Source organism: Pirellulaceae bacterium (genome assembly GCA_029243025.1).
GTDB lineage: Bacteria > Planctomycetota > Planctomycetia > Pirellulales > Pirellulaceae.
This window is the reverse complement of the sequence record JAQWSU010000026.1, coordinates 44,989-59,898: the sequence shown is the minus strand read 5'-3', so window position 1 is coordinate 59,898 and position 14,910 is coordinate 44,989. Positions and strand designations below refer to the sequence as shown.

The window sequence follows — 14,910 nt, the reverse complement described above, 5'->3', positions numbered from 1 at the left end:
AGTCGCATCAAGTACGTTCGCCTTTGCAGGTTGTATGCGATTGTCCGAAGATTGCCGATCTGGCCAACGAAGTCAAAAAATTGTGCAGCGACAGAATGGATGCGAAGGGCAGTGAGGTCATATCGGTTGGAGCCGTACCCTTGGAGAGATTTCCGTCCTCTTTGGCCAACAGCGGATCTGGTTCTTGGAGGAAATGGAACGTGATTTGGCTGCCTATAACATGTCCGCGTCCTTAGAGTTGTCGGGCAAGCTTGATATGCCGGCGCTCAGTAAAGCGATCGATGAAATTCGGCGAAGGCATGCCGTATTGCGCAATACCTTTTCCATCGTTGGAGATGACGTCTTTCAGATTGCCACGAATCCTGCGGCAGAGTCGCTGGAAATGATTGATCTGTCGTAAATGGGAAGAAACTTAAGGGCGGCTGAGCTGAGTCGGATCGTCCAATTAGAGGCCCAACGGCGCTTTGATCTCGAAAATGGTCCTGTGTTTCACGCCACGTTGATTCGTAAGGATCGGGATTCGTACCTGTTGCGTTTGATGATGCACCATATTGTTTCGGACGGTTGGTCGAAGGGAATCCTGTATCGAGAATTGAGGGAATTGTATGGGGCGTTTGTCGCGGGAAAGCCGTCGCCGCTCGCTGACTTGCCTATTCAATTTGCCGACTACGCACGTTGGCTACGTGGCGTTGGACAAGAGAAAGAGATGGCGACCCAACGCCAATTCTGGGCTCACCATCTGGAAGATTGTCCGCCCGCCATTGATCTACCGACAGATTACGCTCATTCGGCGGAAGGATCTTTTCGGGGTGCGAGTGTTGGTTCAACGATTTCGAATGATACGGTGGCTGCATTGACCGGGATTGGTCGGGAAGTGAACGCCACCCCGTTCATGGCCTTCTTTTGCGCCTTCAATATTCTGCTTTCTCGGCTGACCGGCCAAACGGATCTTGTGATTGGTATTCCGGTGGCGAATCGGTCACGAAAGGAAACGGAAGATTTGGTCGGTTGCTTTGCTAACACGCTTCCCTTACGCACGCGACTGGAGGGGAATCCCTCTTTTATGACGTTGCTTGAACAAGTTCGTGAGTTAACGGTAAACGCTTATGCAAACCAACAGTTTCCGTTTGAACAAATATTAAATGAGTTATCCATCGATCGTGATAATCGGCGATCGCCTCTCGTACAGGTGATGTTTGCTTTTCAATCCTTTCGCGATCAAGAGCAAGGATTTAAGCTTGCCGAAGACCTTGTTGCTACGATATATCCCGTAGATACCGAATCGGCGAAGTTTGATTTAACGCTCTATCTGTCGGAAAGTAAACGGGGAATTGCCTTGCGTTGGCAATATAATTCCGACTTGTTTGATCGCAGCACGATCGAAAGGTTTGCGGATTGTTTTTCGACCCTATTGGCTCAGCTCGCGGCGAATTCCAAACAAACTACCGGAGAATTATCTGTTGTTGGGGACGAGGAACGGCGACGCTTGTTATGTGATTGGAATGCGACGGAAGACCAAGCGTTGCTTGGTCGATCGTTTCTTCAGGAATTTCAATCTGTTGCCGGAAGGGATCCGGGTAGGCTGGCGGTGGTCTGCGGAGCAGGGACCGTTACGTATGAGGAGCTGAACTCACGAGCCAATCAGTGGGCACGTTATCTGCAAAAAAGAGGTGTTGGTCCTGAGGGACTCGTGGGACTTTATCTGTCACGGTCCATCGAAATGATTGCGGCCATTCTTGGGGTTCTCAAGACAGGCGCCGCCTACATGCCGATTGATGCCATGTATCCCCGCGACCGGATCCAGTTCATGTTGGACGACGCCAAGCCTAGCTTTTTGGTATTGGATGACGGATTGTCTCTGGCGGGTCTTGAGGAACTGTCGATTGGCGAAGGTCGCTCAGCAGTGAAGCTGGATTGTGTGGCTGCCGAACTCGATCGGCAGACTACATCCAATTTAGAAACAGTCGAATCGGACCAGTCCTGGGCCTACTTGATCTACACCTCTGGAACGGCAGGGAAGCCAAAGGGCGTTCGCATCTCCCGTTGCAATCTGGATCATTATGCTCAAGCGATTGGTGCAGCGGTAGGGATTCAGCCAAGTGACCGGTATTTGCATACGGCCTCGTTTGCTTTCTCCTCGTCGGTCCGGCAGTTGGTGATGCCGTTAGGATGCGGAAGTGCGATCGTGCTTGCTACGGAAGAGCAGGTAGGGAATCAAGAGCTTCTGTTTGAGCTGATCAAACGTGAACGCGTATCGATTGTCGACTGGGTTCCAACCTACTGGCAAAGTTGCGTGGATTGGCTGAAGAGCCTACCGGAAACAACGCGTACCGGCTTGTTGGATAATGAGGTGCGACTTCTTCTTTCTGCCAGCGAGCCTCTGCCGGTTCAATTAGCTGTTGAGTGGCATGAAATCACCGGTGGTCTTTCATCGTTGATTAATATGTATGGTCAAACGGAAACTACAGGGATTGTCACGACTTATCCGTATCATGTTTCCGATCTGCCTGTAGGAAGCAGCCCGGTCGTACCGCTGGGAAAGCCCATTGCTAACACTCAGATTTATATTTGTGATCAAGCTGGTCACCCAACCTCTGTGGGAATGGTCGGCGAAGTGTATGTCGGCGGTCACGGTGTCGGACGGGGGTATCTGAACCGAACCGCTCTCACCGCAGAAACGTTTGTTCATTCTCCCGCATCCCTTGGTGAGCCAGGACGGCTCTATCGAACGGGAGATTTGGCTCGATATCGGAGTGATGGCACGATAGAGATTGTTGGGCGAATGGACCAACAGATTAAAGTGCGAGGATTTCGGGTGGAACCTGGCGAAATTGAGAGGGTGCTACAGTCCCATGAGTGCGTCAAGGAGAGTGCGGCTGTCTGCGTGAGGGACGCTCAGGTAGGGAATCGTCTCATCGCTGCAGTGGTGCCGGTTGAGGTGGCAACGCCTGAAAATTTGTCGGCGACTCTCGTGAGGTTTCTTCGCAGTCAATTGCCGGCCTATATGGTGCCAGACGAAATCAAAATTGTGCCCAAGTTGGCTAGATTGGGAAATGGGAAGCTTGATCGCAGGGAGATCGCCAGGCCGGTTGAGGGAGATGCGCGTCCCCCGATGTCGTTAGCCCAACCCGATAGGATCACCTCCGTTGGATCGATAAAAGTAGCTTTACTGAGAGTCTGGCGGGATGTGCTGCAAGTTGAAAATATCCGGGACGATGACAATTTCTTCGATTTAGGAGGTGATTCGATTCGCAGTGTGCAAATCGTTGCTCGCGCCAATCGATTGGGCTTACCCCTGACGTTAAAACTTCTTTTTGCCAATCAGTCGATCGGCGAACTCACTCGTGTTCTCGAACCATCTTTGGCGGCCAATCATTCAGTGACAGCCAAAAATAATGGCCTAAATGAATCGGAGGTACTCGTAACCTCTGAAAGCTTGAGGCAGTTTGGAATCGAAGCGTTTCGCGAAGCCGGCCTGGATGAAGAAGGAGCTCGTCGGGTTACTGAGATTCAACTGGAAGCCAACCTGCGTGGGCAGCCTACCCACAACATGGTTAGCATTCCACGTTACGCTCGACGTATTGCAGCAGGGGTTCTTAACGCCCGGCCAAATATCCGTGTTGAGAAGGAAACGCCGATGAGCGCGCTCCTGAACGGCGATAATGCGCCGGGGCAATGGGTGGCCGAAGTTGCGATGGAATTTGCGATACGCAAGGCGCAGCAGACTGGGATTGGAATCGTCTCTGCCAAGCATTCCAATCATTTTGGAGCGGCAGGCCATTATGTTTGGAAGGCAGCATGCGAGGGGATGATTGGGCTTTGCACTACGAATGGCCCCGTAATTCTCGCGCCCACGGGAGGGCGGACACCGACGCTTGGAAATAATCCGCTGGGCGTGGGGATTCCCGCCAATAAGTATTTCCCCGTCCTGTTAGATATTGCGATGAGTGTCGCTCCTCGCGGAAAAATTGCCTTGCAGGTGCGAGAAGGTAAATCACTCGAGAATGATTGGATTCTTGACCATCTGGGGCAGCCCTCCATGAAACTGGAGGATCTGGCCGCTGGACTGGGCGTGCCAATTGGTGGGCACAAGGGCTACGGTTTAGCGTTCGTGATGGAAATTCTTTCCGGAGTTTTAAGCGGAGCTGGTTTCGGCCTCGACCATCGTAAGCAGGATGGCAAGAAAACACCTCATGATTTTGGTCAATTCTTTCTCGCTTTTGACCCTGAATTGTTTATGCCGGCGGAGCAATTTCGGAGTCGAGTCGATGAAATGATCAAACAAGCGAAGTCAGCAAAAAAAATGGAGGGAGTCGATGAAATCTTGGTGCCCGGAGAACTCGAAATGACTGCACGTCAACGTAGCTTGCAAGAAGGGGTAAGACTTCGAGCTTCCACATACGACTCGCTCGTCAAATACGCGGATGAAATGGGGTTGGCTACGCGTATTCAAATCATTGCGGCAGGTGCAAACGCCTCGCCTGATTGATTTTGTCAGACAAGGACAGCAGCTGGACGTCTCACGCAGCGCCTACGGGTCGATCCACAAGAAAGAGGGGATGGACAAATGGTTTTGTGCCGTTATCCTCGGATGTCGAATCGGGGCGTTTGCAGCTGGCGTGAACTGCTGTGGATAGGACGCCTGCACCTGTTCTCCTTCTTTCTTTCACTACATCAAGACACTGCCCATCCGAATATGAAAAAGTTAATTCAATCGCTCGTCTTCGCTGTGATCACGGTAATGGTGATTCTTCCTGCTTCGGCATTGATGTCCGCAGAGTGGGTGGTACCGATGGCTGGGAATGGTTTTCGTACGGCACCGCGACCCGGTGGCAATGGGGTTCGCCGCGATGGAGCTGTGTCTTGGGCCAATCCGGAATCTGTATTTACGGTGTTCTTTCATGTGGATCGGCCTTGTGATTTACGACTCGCGTTGCGGGCGAAAATCGAAGACGGTCGTTCCATCTTGCGAATACGAGTGGCCGATGCTTCATTCGAAAGTACGTTGTCAGGCACACAATTGGAAACCGTGGGAATTGGTCGAATCAATGTTCCGAATCCAGGCTACGTGCAGGTCGAACTGCAGGGCCACGAGCGAACGGGCGGCGACTTTGGCGATCTGCGAGATCTGTTGGTTTCTTCGGAGACCGATGGTTTGAAGTTGGACTACGTCAAGACAAACGAGGGAAGCATGTTTTACTGGGGCCGCCGTGGCCCCTCGGTCCATCTGAGTTACCAGGTTCCCAAGGGGCGTCCGTTGCAATACGCTTACAGTGAAATTACGGTCCCGGTTGGGCAAGATCCGATCGGTTCGTATTTTATGGCGAACGGATTTGGTGAAGGTTACTTCGGGATTCAGGTTAACAGTCCCACTGAACGACGAGTCCTGTTTTCCGTTTGGAGTCCATTTAACACGGACAATCCCCGCGACATTCCAGAAGATCAGCGAATTCGCTGCTTGGAACGCGGCCCTGATGTTCACATTGGCGAATTTGGTAACGAGGGTTCCGGGGGCCAGAGTTATCTTGTTTATCCGTGGAAGGCAGGCGCGACTTACCGATTTCTCACGGAGGTCACGCCTGATGGAAAAGGAAATACGGTCTACACATCGTGGTTTGGCAACAAAGCGGTGGGCGAGTGGCGACTCATCGCCAGCTTTCGTCGGCCCCAGACGGATACCCATCTTCGTCGCTTTCACTCGTTTTTGGAAAGTTTCTCACCGGCGTTTGGACACATCGGGCGAAGCGCGTTTTACGGCAATGTTTGGGTGGCTGACACAAACGGTAAGTGGTTCGAATGCACAGATGCTAGGTTTTCGGTCGATGCGACAGGATCCGGTCGGCATCGACTTGACTTCACGGGCGGGAGTGATGCGGGGCGGTTCTACCTCAAGAATTGTGGATTTTTTGACGGATCGGGGCGCCCTGGTGAGCTCTTTTCACGCGATGCCAAGACCGCCGAACAGCCCAAAATCGATTTTGAATCACTGCCTCGCGGTTGAGTTTTGTTTGCTTCGGCAGTCGGAGACGGGGAACACGGTTCGGAAACGTTATCGAGCTGTTTAAAGGGTTACGTGCCCACTATCAATATCGATAAATCTCCGGTTCTTTTTAACGCTGCGTTCCCTGCCGATGTCGACGAATGCCTTTTCAAGGTAGCTGTGATCGAGCTGTCTTTTTCGGAGTCTTTGGTCATGAGAGTCAGGGCCGTGTCTGGGTGTTCTACGTGTGGATGGTGATAGGACCGCTTGGTAGCAGGTCGTCGTCGTCAAAAGCTGCATCGATTAAGTCGCTGAACGAATTGAATGCAGGCGGTGAGTTGATGGACCAGGTTGGCGGGGTAGGTGCCGATAGGATTGTTATCGGTTCGTTCGCTTCGTAGGCCCCTGAACCGAAGGCTAGTACCAAATCCGATGTCGTGAAATCGCCATCACGGTTGAAGTCACCTTCTTCCCAGGACGAATTCCCATCAACATGATCTTCGTATTCGGCCGCCTGCATCATCTGGACAAGGTCTGATGAGTTGAAGTGTCCGTCATGATTGGCATCCCCTAACTTCCACATCCGATCTTCGCTGTAATAATTGGAATGCCTGCTTCGGCCATCGAAAACATTGTAGGTGCCTACGATCAGATCGTTTCCGTCGAAACGCGTCGTAACGAAAGTAGTTTTGGAATCGAATTCGTAGTTGGCAATCGCATATTCAGGACTCTTATCAGAGATCGTGGAGCCGACTCCATGCATCGAAACCTCACCCCAATCGCAGTCCGTCGGTTCGCAGGAAGCATGTGCCTGGGTGATTAAATTTCCGAGGGAGGATTCGGTGACGGTCAGCATCGTCAAATTAGCTGAGTCTGGGTCTGAATTGACCCATTCGCCGGGGAGGACCTGAGCGAGTTCGCTATTCCCCTGGTCGTCGATCTCGTGCATCGATCCTTCGTTTGAAAGCCAGTAACGCTGATGCATGTTTTCACGGTTCGTGTTGTCGGTGTAGACGTTGTAGAAATCAACGATTTTGCCATGGGTTCCACGGAATGCGACGGTGATCGTCGCTTCTTTCCACCCAGGATTCCAGGACCCGACGGCATAGTCGACTGTTGGGCCATTCACAGAACTCCCCAGGAGATCTAAGTCGGTTCGTCCCCAATCACAATCTGCAGGTACGCAGGAGCCCCAGGCTTGAATGTGGTGTCCGTCGGGTCCTTGGCTGATTTGGATTTGAGTAATCCCACGGGTGCCATCGTCCACATTCGTCCACGTCCCAATTACACCGTCGGGGATGATGAAGATCTCGTCGATTGACGGCTCAGCACCGATTTCAAGGTCGGAGGTGCTGCTGTCGTCTTGAATGTGAACTGCAGGACGATCCTCCGTAGGAAAGGGCCCCATTTCATCGATCGGTCCGCTCATGAGATCGGCCGCCATCATTTGACGATCTTCCAGGCATTCAAGCATATCGAATCGACGTGATTTGTTGGGGGTGCGCATCCTTGGGAACTCCTGAATTCATTGTCGGGAAGAAACGATTGCGGTTGAATTTCTCGAGAAATTGGCAAGTTGCGGTGAGATCGAGTGATGCAAGCCGTTTTCTTCGATCGGTAAGAGCTCAACGACATCGGGTGCGTAAGCGGGCGTGAAATCTTTGCGAGTTTTTTGGGAAAAATCAAACAACCAAGGGCGGAAGTCTGGAGCAAGTTTGGAAATAGCGTATTGAGGTAGAAAAAATAGATTGGCTTGCGAATGGCTCCGTCACAGGCCAATCCATCAGTCACCTTCGATCAAGACCGACGTTGGAAGCAGCCAAGCAGGTTGCGTCGGGAGGTGGGGGCTGCTATCTGCATGAACCCTTGCCAAATCACAGCTTAGTGATCGCGAAGAGCAAGGTTTCTTCAATGATCGAATCCGACGGAGGTTAGATCAAAGGAGTCGCGATTAGTTGTCAGGAATTCCTGCCCTTGGGACGGCTGTTGGCGTTTTGAATTCAGCCGTGATCGAAACGGGCAATTGCAAAACGTCGCCTTTTTTGCTGGAAAAGTAAAGCCGCGACGTTGAGGCTTGGTGTCCGTATCCGTCTGCCCAGAACAAGTAGAAATCCGGTTGTGCAGCAACGGACCGTCGAACGTAAGTCTGGTTGTAATCGCTTTGTCCGGTCAACTGTTTTCCTTTCTCTCACGTTCTGCCGCTTTTTCACTGACCCAGTTCGCAACTTCTCCACCTGGGTTGTATCGCTGCGGCTCCGAGTCCGTGGGGTGATTAAACGAAACAGAGGATCGGATTCTAAATAAAGGGATCTTAGGTCGTAATTGCTATCGGAGGTCGTGATCGAGTGGATTTTCCAATCATCTCCCGTCCATCGTGCGATGCGCCACGTTCGTTGGTTATTCTTGGCTTCAGACTCAAATCCTTTTGAGGTGACGAAGAGAATAATGGGGGTCCTTTCGTATCGAATGTGGCGCCCTGCGTCGAAACGAGAAGTCCTTTGGCTTCGAAATCATGGACCAGGGCTGGGTTGTGGATTTCGTTGAAGGGTCACTTGAGAACGGTACCGTCAGCCGCCTGACACACTTTCCCTTCGTTCATCGTTTCCATGTAGTAAAGGTTAGTTCGCCAGTTTAAGTCCTTTGTCTTTGGATGATCATTGAAGCCTGTCGCGGCTTGGTCGGCCTAGGATCCGCTAATTTGATAATGGCCTTGGCCGATATTTGCCAATCGCTTCAAGGCAGGCCAGTTGGCACCTGCTAGGCTTTTCGCTTCCTATTCCTGCTCGCATGAGATCTGCTTGCTTGTGGTAATCGGCCGCAACGTCCCCGTAGCAAAAAAAGCTTTTTGGGCTTGGGGCGAATAAACAGCGAACGGTTTTTGCTTTGCACAATAGGTTCCGAGTCCCCCGCTGTATCTAAACTTGTACTCGTTCTTGAATGGTCGATTTTGGTACCAGATTCCGCGGTATTCGTCAGCCTTGTCCTTAATGGTCACTTCGGTGCCAAGCAGTAGGGAGGGCAGTCGCGTCCAGGCGATCCGCGTGGACTGCAGGTGACTAGGCATGGTTCTGCTCCTTTTCAGCAGACCGAAGTTAATTGGGACGCAGCTCTTCAGGAAAACTCATCCCGAGTTGGGTGGCACTGTGAGCAAATTGATTGAGTTTGATCGAGGGCAAAAATTCATGCTTAGGGTGATAACGCTTTGGTAATTGCCGCCTTTGTTTTGTGGCGGTCGCAGAGGCTCCGCAATTGTTTGCGTGTCAAGACTTGTCCTGCCGGTAATCGCAATTCAGAGAACTCGTCGACCGGAATAATGTAGTCTGTGTCACTAAGATAATAGGGCTCTACGTCCTGCCATTCCGCTTCTGGAGTTTCTCTCATTTTCGGTGCGCGTTCGAACCGTGCGTTCAATTTTACTAAGCGAACACCGAGTGTTGACCATAGCCGAGTCGAATTGTCGGTGACTACATTCATAATTGGAACGGATACCCTTGTATCAACAGCTAGGTCTTCGTGTTTGAAATTGGTTAACCAGTTCTCGGCCCGATAGTAGGCATCTGCAAGATTAGCTGTTTCGGCCTCGGTTAGGTTGGGAACCATGCCGATGTCTTCACAGGTAATCAAATAGAAGCCGTAGAAGAGATGTTTGATTTGGGCTAACTCGGTCTTTAGGTTGAGTTCGCGAGGGCCCTTCTCTCGCAAACCGTGTAACTGTTCGAGCGTTTCTCCGCGAACATGATCGAGTAGAAATGATTCGAGGAAGGCGTAGCTTCTCGCGGTACGCAGGTAGAATGTCGCATTGGGTTCAATCCGTAATCGAGGGCGTATGGCACCCTCGGTTGGCATGGCAACGGCGCTATCGCTAGCGAGCATCATTTGTCGAGCGTGTGTTTCTCGCCGTTTTGTGATGAGGGCCTGGAACGCTTGGAGTAGGCGACGCTTGTATTTGGCTGTATGCATGAGCTTCTGACTCTCGTCACCGCGTTCGGGGAGGATGAGTGGTTCCAAGGCATACACTTGACGGTCATACCAACCGCTGTCTCGGCGTGGCGCGAGGTCAACGGTGCCTGATCGAATCTGTTTCAAGATCGCAATCATGAAGTTCGTTTCTGAAGCGGATCTCGTCGCAAACAGACGGTCGAATAATTCGTTTTCCCGACTGCTGGAAGGAGGCAGGATACTCACGACCGATTGTTGTCGGTCAAGTTGTTTACGCAACGTTGTTAAGTTAGTCGACTCACCTTCCAGGTCGCTCAGGTTTAGGCAGAGGAAAGGGTTCGTGAGTCCCGCGTAAAAGCTCAGTAGCTGCTGATAGACTGTCTTCAGCGAGGGGTCGGACTCCAGAACGGCTGCAAGCGAGATTGGAATGGCTAAGTCTTCTTGCACAAACGTGTGTTGTAAGAAACGATAGAACTTCCAAACGCGGCGCAGGTCATCGTTCCAGGTGTAAAATGAGATCGGTTGAGAACGCGATTGATCTGCTGCAAATTCTTCAATCCAACGCTCGGAAGCCCGCTGATCAGAATCAGTGAGTTCCACGGACTGGTCCGCAAAATGCAAAGCGGCTGCGAGAAATGGACGTGCTCCACTCTCTCGTGGCAGGGCCGCAAATAGACTTTTAATAAAATCGACTGCAGATGGAGACTCGCCTGCGATTCCTTCAAAGTAGGCGAGGTCCAATGCTGCATATAGGCCGTCATCAAATTGTTTGGCGATGCCATCTAGCATGTTAGCGCTGGGGATCAGTTGGAAGTTTCGGCTTTGCGCTGCTTCGATTGCATCCGTATAGCTCGCGTAAAGGATGTCCATTTCCGGTTCGATGTCCGGTTGAATATCTGGGCAGTCCAATCGGATTACGGCGGCGCTTTTATTTAGCTGCCAGCCGTCGTAATCTTGGGGATCGACCAGTTGAGGGTCAAAGTTGGGATTTTTGTCTTCTAATCGATCGTCGATGATCCGGAGATTATCCGCAGGATTTGCGCTGGGTTGAACGTCCCTGCGTAACACACTGTAGTAGAAAGTGTTCCAGTAAATCAGGTAAGCGGTGGCGAATCCCAACGCCAGTAAGCCGACGCCGATCATTGTTTTCCTCATCGCGTGATCTCCGTCAAAGAGGGATGAACGTTCCATGCTTCTGACGCGGACGCGAAGGCAAAAGTTCCGCGGTTATTCTCGGATTGCAAGAATCGTTGTGGTGGATTGGCGTGGGATATTTAAGAATCGCGCAAATGTCTGCGGCTAGGCGGTTTGTGTTGATGATCGGGGTAGCGAATGGATACGAATCGGATGGACCGTTCCAATCGAGGGAGATTTTAAGGTGGAAATATCTGCGCCACGTAGCGTTTCTCTACCCGGTCGCGAAAATCTGATGGTTCGAGAGTGAGCTTGCGGTTGTGGTCGTTGATCGTCGCGACAGGAGAAAAATGTTTGGGTAGGGTTCGGTGGGGGGAAGATGCGGCGTGTCACCTTCGCCAAATTCACCACTTCAATCAAAACGGCTGCTCGTTCTGGGCCGAATCAACGCATCGCTCGAGGCCACAGTCGGGCAGTTCACGACTGGTAGTTCCAGGTCGGTGGCGACGGCTCGTGCCGCATCGAGTACGTTGCCGCCCCCAGACCCGACGATCACTCGTGATCTCTGCGATAGGGCGGATCGACGGATTCGATCAATTCCTGTGCGTGAACAGTCGCACCAAACTTGTGCACCTGGTATTTGATGCCGACTGAGCCGAAAGTCTCCTTCCAGGTATTGGATAAAAGCGCTCGTGCCGTTCAAAATACTCTTCTTGATCCTCGCCAGCCACAGCGATGTGTGGCAACGGACAAACAAGAGCCAGAACCCAACTCTTGCAGGCCGTTGATGCGATGTTACCGAAGGGCGTATCGTTCATGTCACCGTTAAAAGCAAACACCATCAATCGGTCTCATTCGACACGATCCTGACCGGGTCAGCGTCTCAGCAAAATTCACCTGACGTGAATCGGATTTCGCAGGTCCCCTATTCCACCCATTCTTGAGCTCCGTGCCACAATCGCCCAAAAAAACGGCTTCTCGATGATTCGAGAGGCCGTTTAAGTTTCATCCTCGAAGCGAAAGCGGAATTAGCAATGGCGACGGCGACTGATACCGAAGAGGCCAATCAAGCTGATAACAGCCAGAACGATGCCGGACGGCTCGGGCACAGTTGCAACCGCTGCCTTCGGACCAACTTCATAGCCACCATCCGCGAATGCGGCGACCAAGTCACCAGTCAAAAAGCTACCATCTCCATCCCAGTCGCCCTCTTCCCAACCTGCCGAAGCGTCCGTCTCGTACTTGCCAACGGCGAAGACAACTACCAGATCAGTGGTGTCGAACTGACCGCTGAGATCAGCATCGCCCATCCAAGTATTCAGGTGATCACCGACGAGGATCTTTCGGTCAGCAATGTCAACAACACCGTCGCTGTTTTCATCGTAAGTAGCAAGATCAGGAGCAGTATCTGCGATTGCCTCTGCTTGCAAATTGATGTCAGCAACATTAACGACGCCATCACTGTTGTAGTCACCAGAAGTTACAGCAGCAGCGAGTTCAATGGACATTCCAAAATTTGAGTAGTCACAACTAGACAACCACCATTGCCTTTCGTCAATATCACGGCCGTTCGGTTTAACTTTGGATCCGAAACCCGACAAAGCAAGATCAACGAAGTCACCCTCTGCAAGCGATACCGAGACGGAATCGTCGACGCCGGTGCGATCGTAAGAAGTGATCGTGTTCGACCCGAGTACAGTACCATTGTGGTAAAGGATCACCGTTGAACCGTTACCGCACTCCGTTTGAATTTTGGAGTGATTGTACGTGATCGTAGCATTACCGCTCACGTCGGATTCCCAACGACGTATTGCATACTGCAATTTGTGCTCGGGTTCGGATTGACCGTTTGACCAACTGGGAAACTGCGGGTGGCCACCATGCTTCGTGACAAAGGTTTGGGGAGGATGTGGATTCCGCTCACTCTTGTGCCCCCAGACACCGGAAACCACAGTAATTTGTTCATTAGCAGCATGAGTATACACGGTGTCTCCCCAACGCCCTTCGACAAAGGCCTGAAAATCATCAGGATGGTAAACCGCATCAGGGTGAGGAATCTCCGCTCTGATGGTTTTCGTTGGTGGTTCGTAATAACCGTAAGTCCAACCGTTTTCACCTTGGGTGCCTGTTTCCGTCCAATCGGCAACGGAATCAGCAACGACGTTAGCCAAAACGGATGGTGCGAAACACAAAAAAATGCAAAAAACAAGAACTTTGAAATGTGAACCTACGTGCACGCTATTCACGGTGGCTTTCCTTTCCTGATTTTTTGTTAAAATTGTTTTACGTTTCATGGGACCGTCTCACAGAAACCGCCCAAATCCCCCTCGCCTAATGCGACAAACGCATTGATATTGCCCGATGCAAAGCGGAGGATTTCCACAGGAACGGAAGAAACAGGGTAGAGCGCCAAAAAAACGGCCAACCCCAGCTGGGATTGACCGGTTTCCAATCGTTTTCAATCGGACTACTTCTGGCGTCGACGGAATCCGAAGAATGCCATCAGCCCCATGCCGACCAGGACCAGGCTGGTGGGCTCGGGAACGAGGACGGTCGAAACTTCGATGCCGTTAATCCGAGCACGAGGAGGATCGCCCGTGGTCGGCTGACCGCATCGCGTGAAGCTTTCACCACTGATACCGGTGAACACAAGGACTTCGCCTTCGCTACCGAAGACGAAGTCTCTGTTAAACGCGGAAACGTCGACGTGGCTGACCGTCTTGTCGCCGATCGTGTAGTACCACCGCCTCCATTCACCGATCAGAGTTGGCAGGCAGGGTCCCGCATTTTCCCAATAGCGAATCGATTAGTTGCGGTTGCTCAGCTGGTGCGATTGCCACCCTGGGCTTTGCACAGCAAAAAGACATATTGAACCGCGCTTGCGCTGGCAGGCTGACGGTGGGAATTACGGGCTTTAGCTGGGGGCGGTAAAAAAACGGTGAACAGTTGTGCGCCGGACTTCGAGGGGGCCGCCAAAAAATGGAGTGATTTCGCTTTGTTTCGATGGCACACGGTAGTCGGACAGTTGTATACTGTTCGATCGTCTCGTTATTTTAACGCGATAAGCAGCCGATGGCATGCATGCGGTGAATTGAAAAGTTAGTTAGCGAGAGCATTGGGTTAGATGCAAATGGCGCAACGCCGACGTATCGAGAATCATCGAGAGTTGCCATGATTAGAACAATTGAAGCTCCGGACCCGGAGAATCGCAATGCAGACTGTGGTGTAAGTTTTGCCCGGATCGACGACGCATCCAAAGCAGAAGACATTTTGCCTCTCGTTTACGGTCAATTGCGAAAATTAGCCGAGAAAAAACTGGCTCGAGAGTCAGTCGGTCAAACTCTGCAAGCGACCGCGCTCGTTCACGAGGCCTATCTACGACTCACACAAAAGGATCCTGACGCGGATTGGAATGGCTTACCGCATTTCTTTGGGGCAGCGGCCATGGCCATGAGACGCATTTTGGTGGAACGGGCTCGGCAAAAAAAAACTCTCCGACGCGGTGGCCGCTACAAGGCTATGCATGGGATGGACATCGATCAAATTGGCGGTCAGGACGTCAATCAATCGTTTGATGTTCTCGGCCTTAATGAAGCACTGGATCGGCTTGCGGTTGAGCATCCTCGCAAGGTAAAGCTAGTTGAATTGCGATTCTTTCTTGGCTTGACGAATCAAGAAGCCTCCCATTTCCTGGGGATTTCTACATCCACCGCTGATTTGGATTGGAAATACGCGCGTTCCTGGCTGAAACTTGAAATGGATAAATCCGCCAAATGAAGTGAGTTCGGTTTTAAAATCTTTTCTGTTGTTTTTCAAATCAGACTGGGATTTTACGACCGCTTATCGCATTCTTCGGG

General features: G+C 51.6%; 8 protein-coding genes and 1 pseudogene. 4 read left to right on the top strand and 5 right to left on the bottom strand.

What is annotated here, in order from left to right:
* Nucleotides 1-148 precede the first annotated feature (148 nt).
* From P8N76_11855 to P8N76_11845, 3 genes and pseudogenes are all read left to right on the top strand, one after another.
* Nucleotides 149-3,049, top strand: a pseudogene (locus P8N76_11855) (amino acid adenylation domain-containing protein).
* Nucleotides 3,050-3,112: 63 nt separating this feature from the next.
* Nucleotides 3,113-4,489 (top strand): Ldh family oxidoreductase, encoded by a 1,377-nt coding sequence (locus P8N76_11850; protein MDG2382357.1) that lies wholly within the window; start codon nt 3,113-3,115, stop codon nt 4,487-4,489.
* Between the two features lie 78 nt (nt 4,490-4,567).
* Entirely contained in the window at nt 4,568-6,001 is a 1,434-nt protein-coding gene (locus P8N76_11845) for a DUF3472 domain-containing protein (GenBank protein ID MDG2382356.1), read from the top strand.
* 220 nt (nt 6,002-6,221) lie between these two features.
* Here P8N76_11845 and P8N76_11840 read toward each other — a convergent pair whose 3' ends face one another.
* The 5 genes from P8N76_11840 to P8N76_11820 all read right to left on the bottom strand — a co-directional run bounded on the left by P8N76_11840 (nt 6,222) and on the right by P8N76_11820 (nt 13,299).
* Nucleotides 6,222-7,487 (bottom strand): hypothetical protein, encoded by a 1,266-nt coding sequence (locus P8N76_11840; protein MDG2382355.1) that lies wholly within the window; start codon nt 7,485-7,487, stop codon nt 6,222-6,224.
* A 444-nt stretch (nt 7,488-7,931) separates the two neighbouring features.
* Complete coding sequence (locus tag P8N76_11835) at nt 7,932-8,153, bottom strand: hypothetical protein (GenBank protein MDG2382354.1); 222 nt, start codon at nt 8,151-8,153, stop codon at nt 7,932-7,934.
* Nucleotides 8,154-8,753: 600 nt separating this feature from the next.
* Nucleotides 8,754-9,044, bottom strand: coding sequence for a hypothetical protein (locus P8N76_11830; GenBank protein ID MDG2382353.1), 291 nt, complete (start codon nt 9,042-9,044; stop codon nt 8,754-8,756).
* A 122-nt stretch (nt 9,045-9,166) separates the two neighbouring features.
* Nucleotides 9,167-11,074: a hypothetical protein gene (locus P8N76_11825; protein ID MDG2382352.1), complete on the bottom strand. Its 1,908-nt coding sequence runs from the start codon at nt 11,072-11,074 to the stop codon at nt 9,167-9,169.
* 1,007 nt (nt 11,075-12,081) lie between these two features.
* Nucleotides 12,082-13,299 carry a dockerin type I repeat-containing protein gene (locus P8N76_11820; GenBank protein MDG2382351.1) on the bottom strand — a complete coding sequence of 406 codons (1,218 nt, stop codon included), beginning with the start codon at nt 13,297-13,299 and terminating at the stop codon, nt 12,082-12,084.
* 925 nt (nt 13,300-14,224) lie between these two features.
* On the opposite strand from P8N76_11820, the gene P8N76_11815 reads away from it, so the two are divergent.
* Entirely contained in the window at nt 14,225-14,830 is a 606-nt protein-coding gene (locus P8N76_11815; protein MDG2382350.1) for an ECF-type sigma factor, read from the top strand.
* The last annotated feature ends 80 nt before the right edge of the window (nt 14,831-14,910 follow it).

Excerpts from the sequence above, each read along its gene's own strand:
- P8N76_11845 (MDG2382356.1), top strand. The coding sequence starts at position 4,568 with ATGGTTTTGTGCCGTTATCCTCGGATGTCGAATCGGGGCGTTTGCAGC.
- P8N76_11825 (MDG2382352.1), bottom strand. The coding sequence starts at position 11,074 with ATGAGGAAAACAATGATCGGCGTCGGCTTACTGGCGTTGGGATTCGCC.
- P8N76_11840 (MDG2382355.1), bottom strand. The coding sequence starts at position 7,487 with ATGCGCACCCCCAACAAATCACGTCGATTCGATATGCTTGAATGCCTG.
- P8N76_11830 (MDG2382353.1), bottom strand. The coding sequence starts at position 9,044 with ATGCCTAGTCACCTGCAGTCCACGCGGATCGCCTGGACGCGACTGCCC.
- P8N76_11850 (MDG2382357.1), top strand. The coding sequence starts at position 3,113 with ATGTCGTTAGCCCAACCCGATAGGATCACCTCCGTTGGATCGATAAAA.
- P8N76_11815 (MDG2382350.1), top strand. The coding sequence starts at position 14,225 with ATGATTAGAACAATTGAAGCTCCGGACCCGGAGAATCGCAATGCAGAC.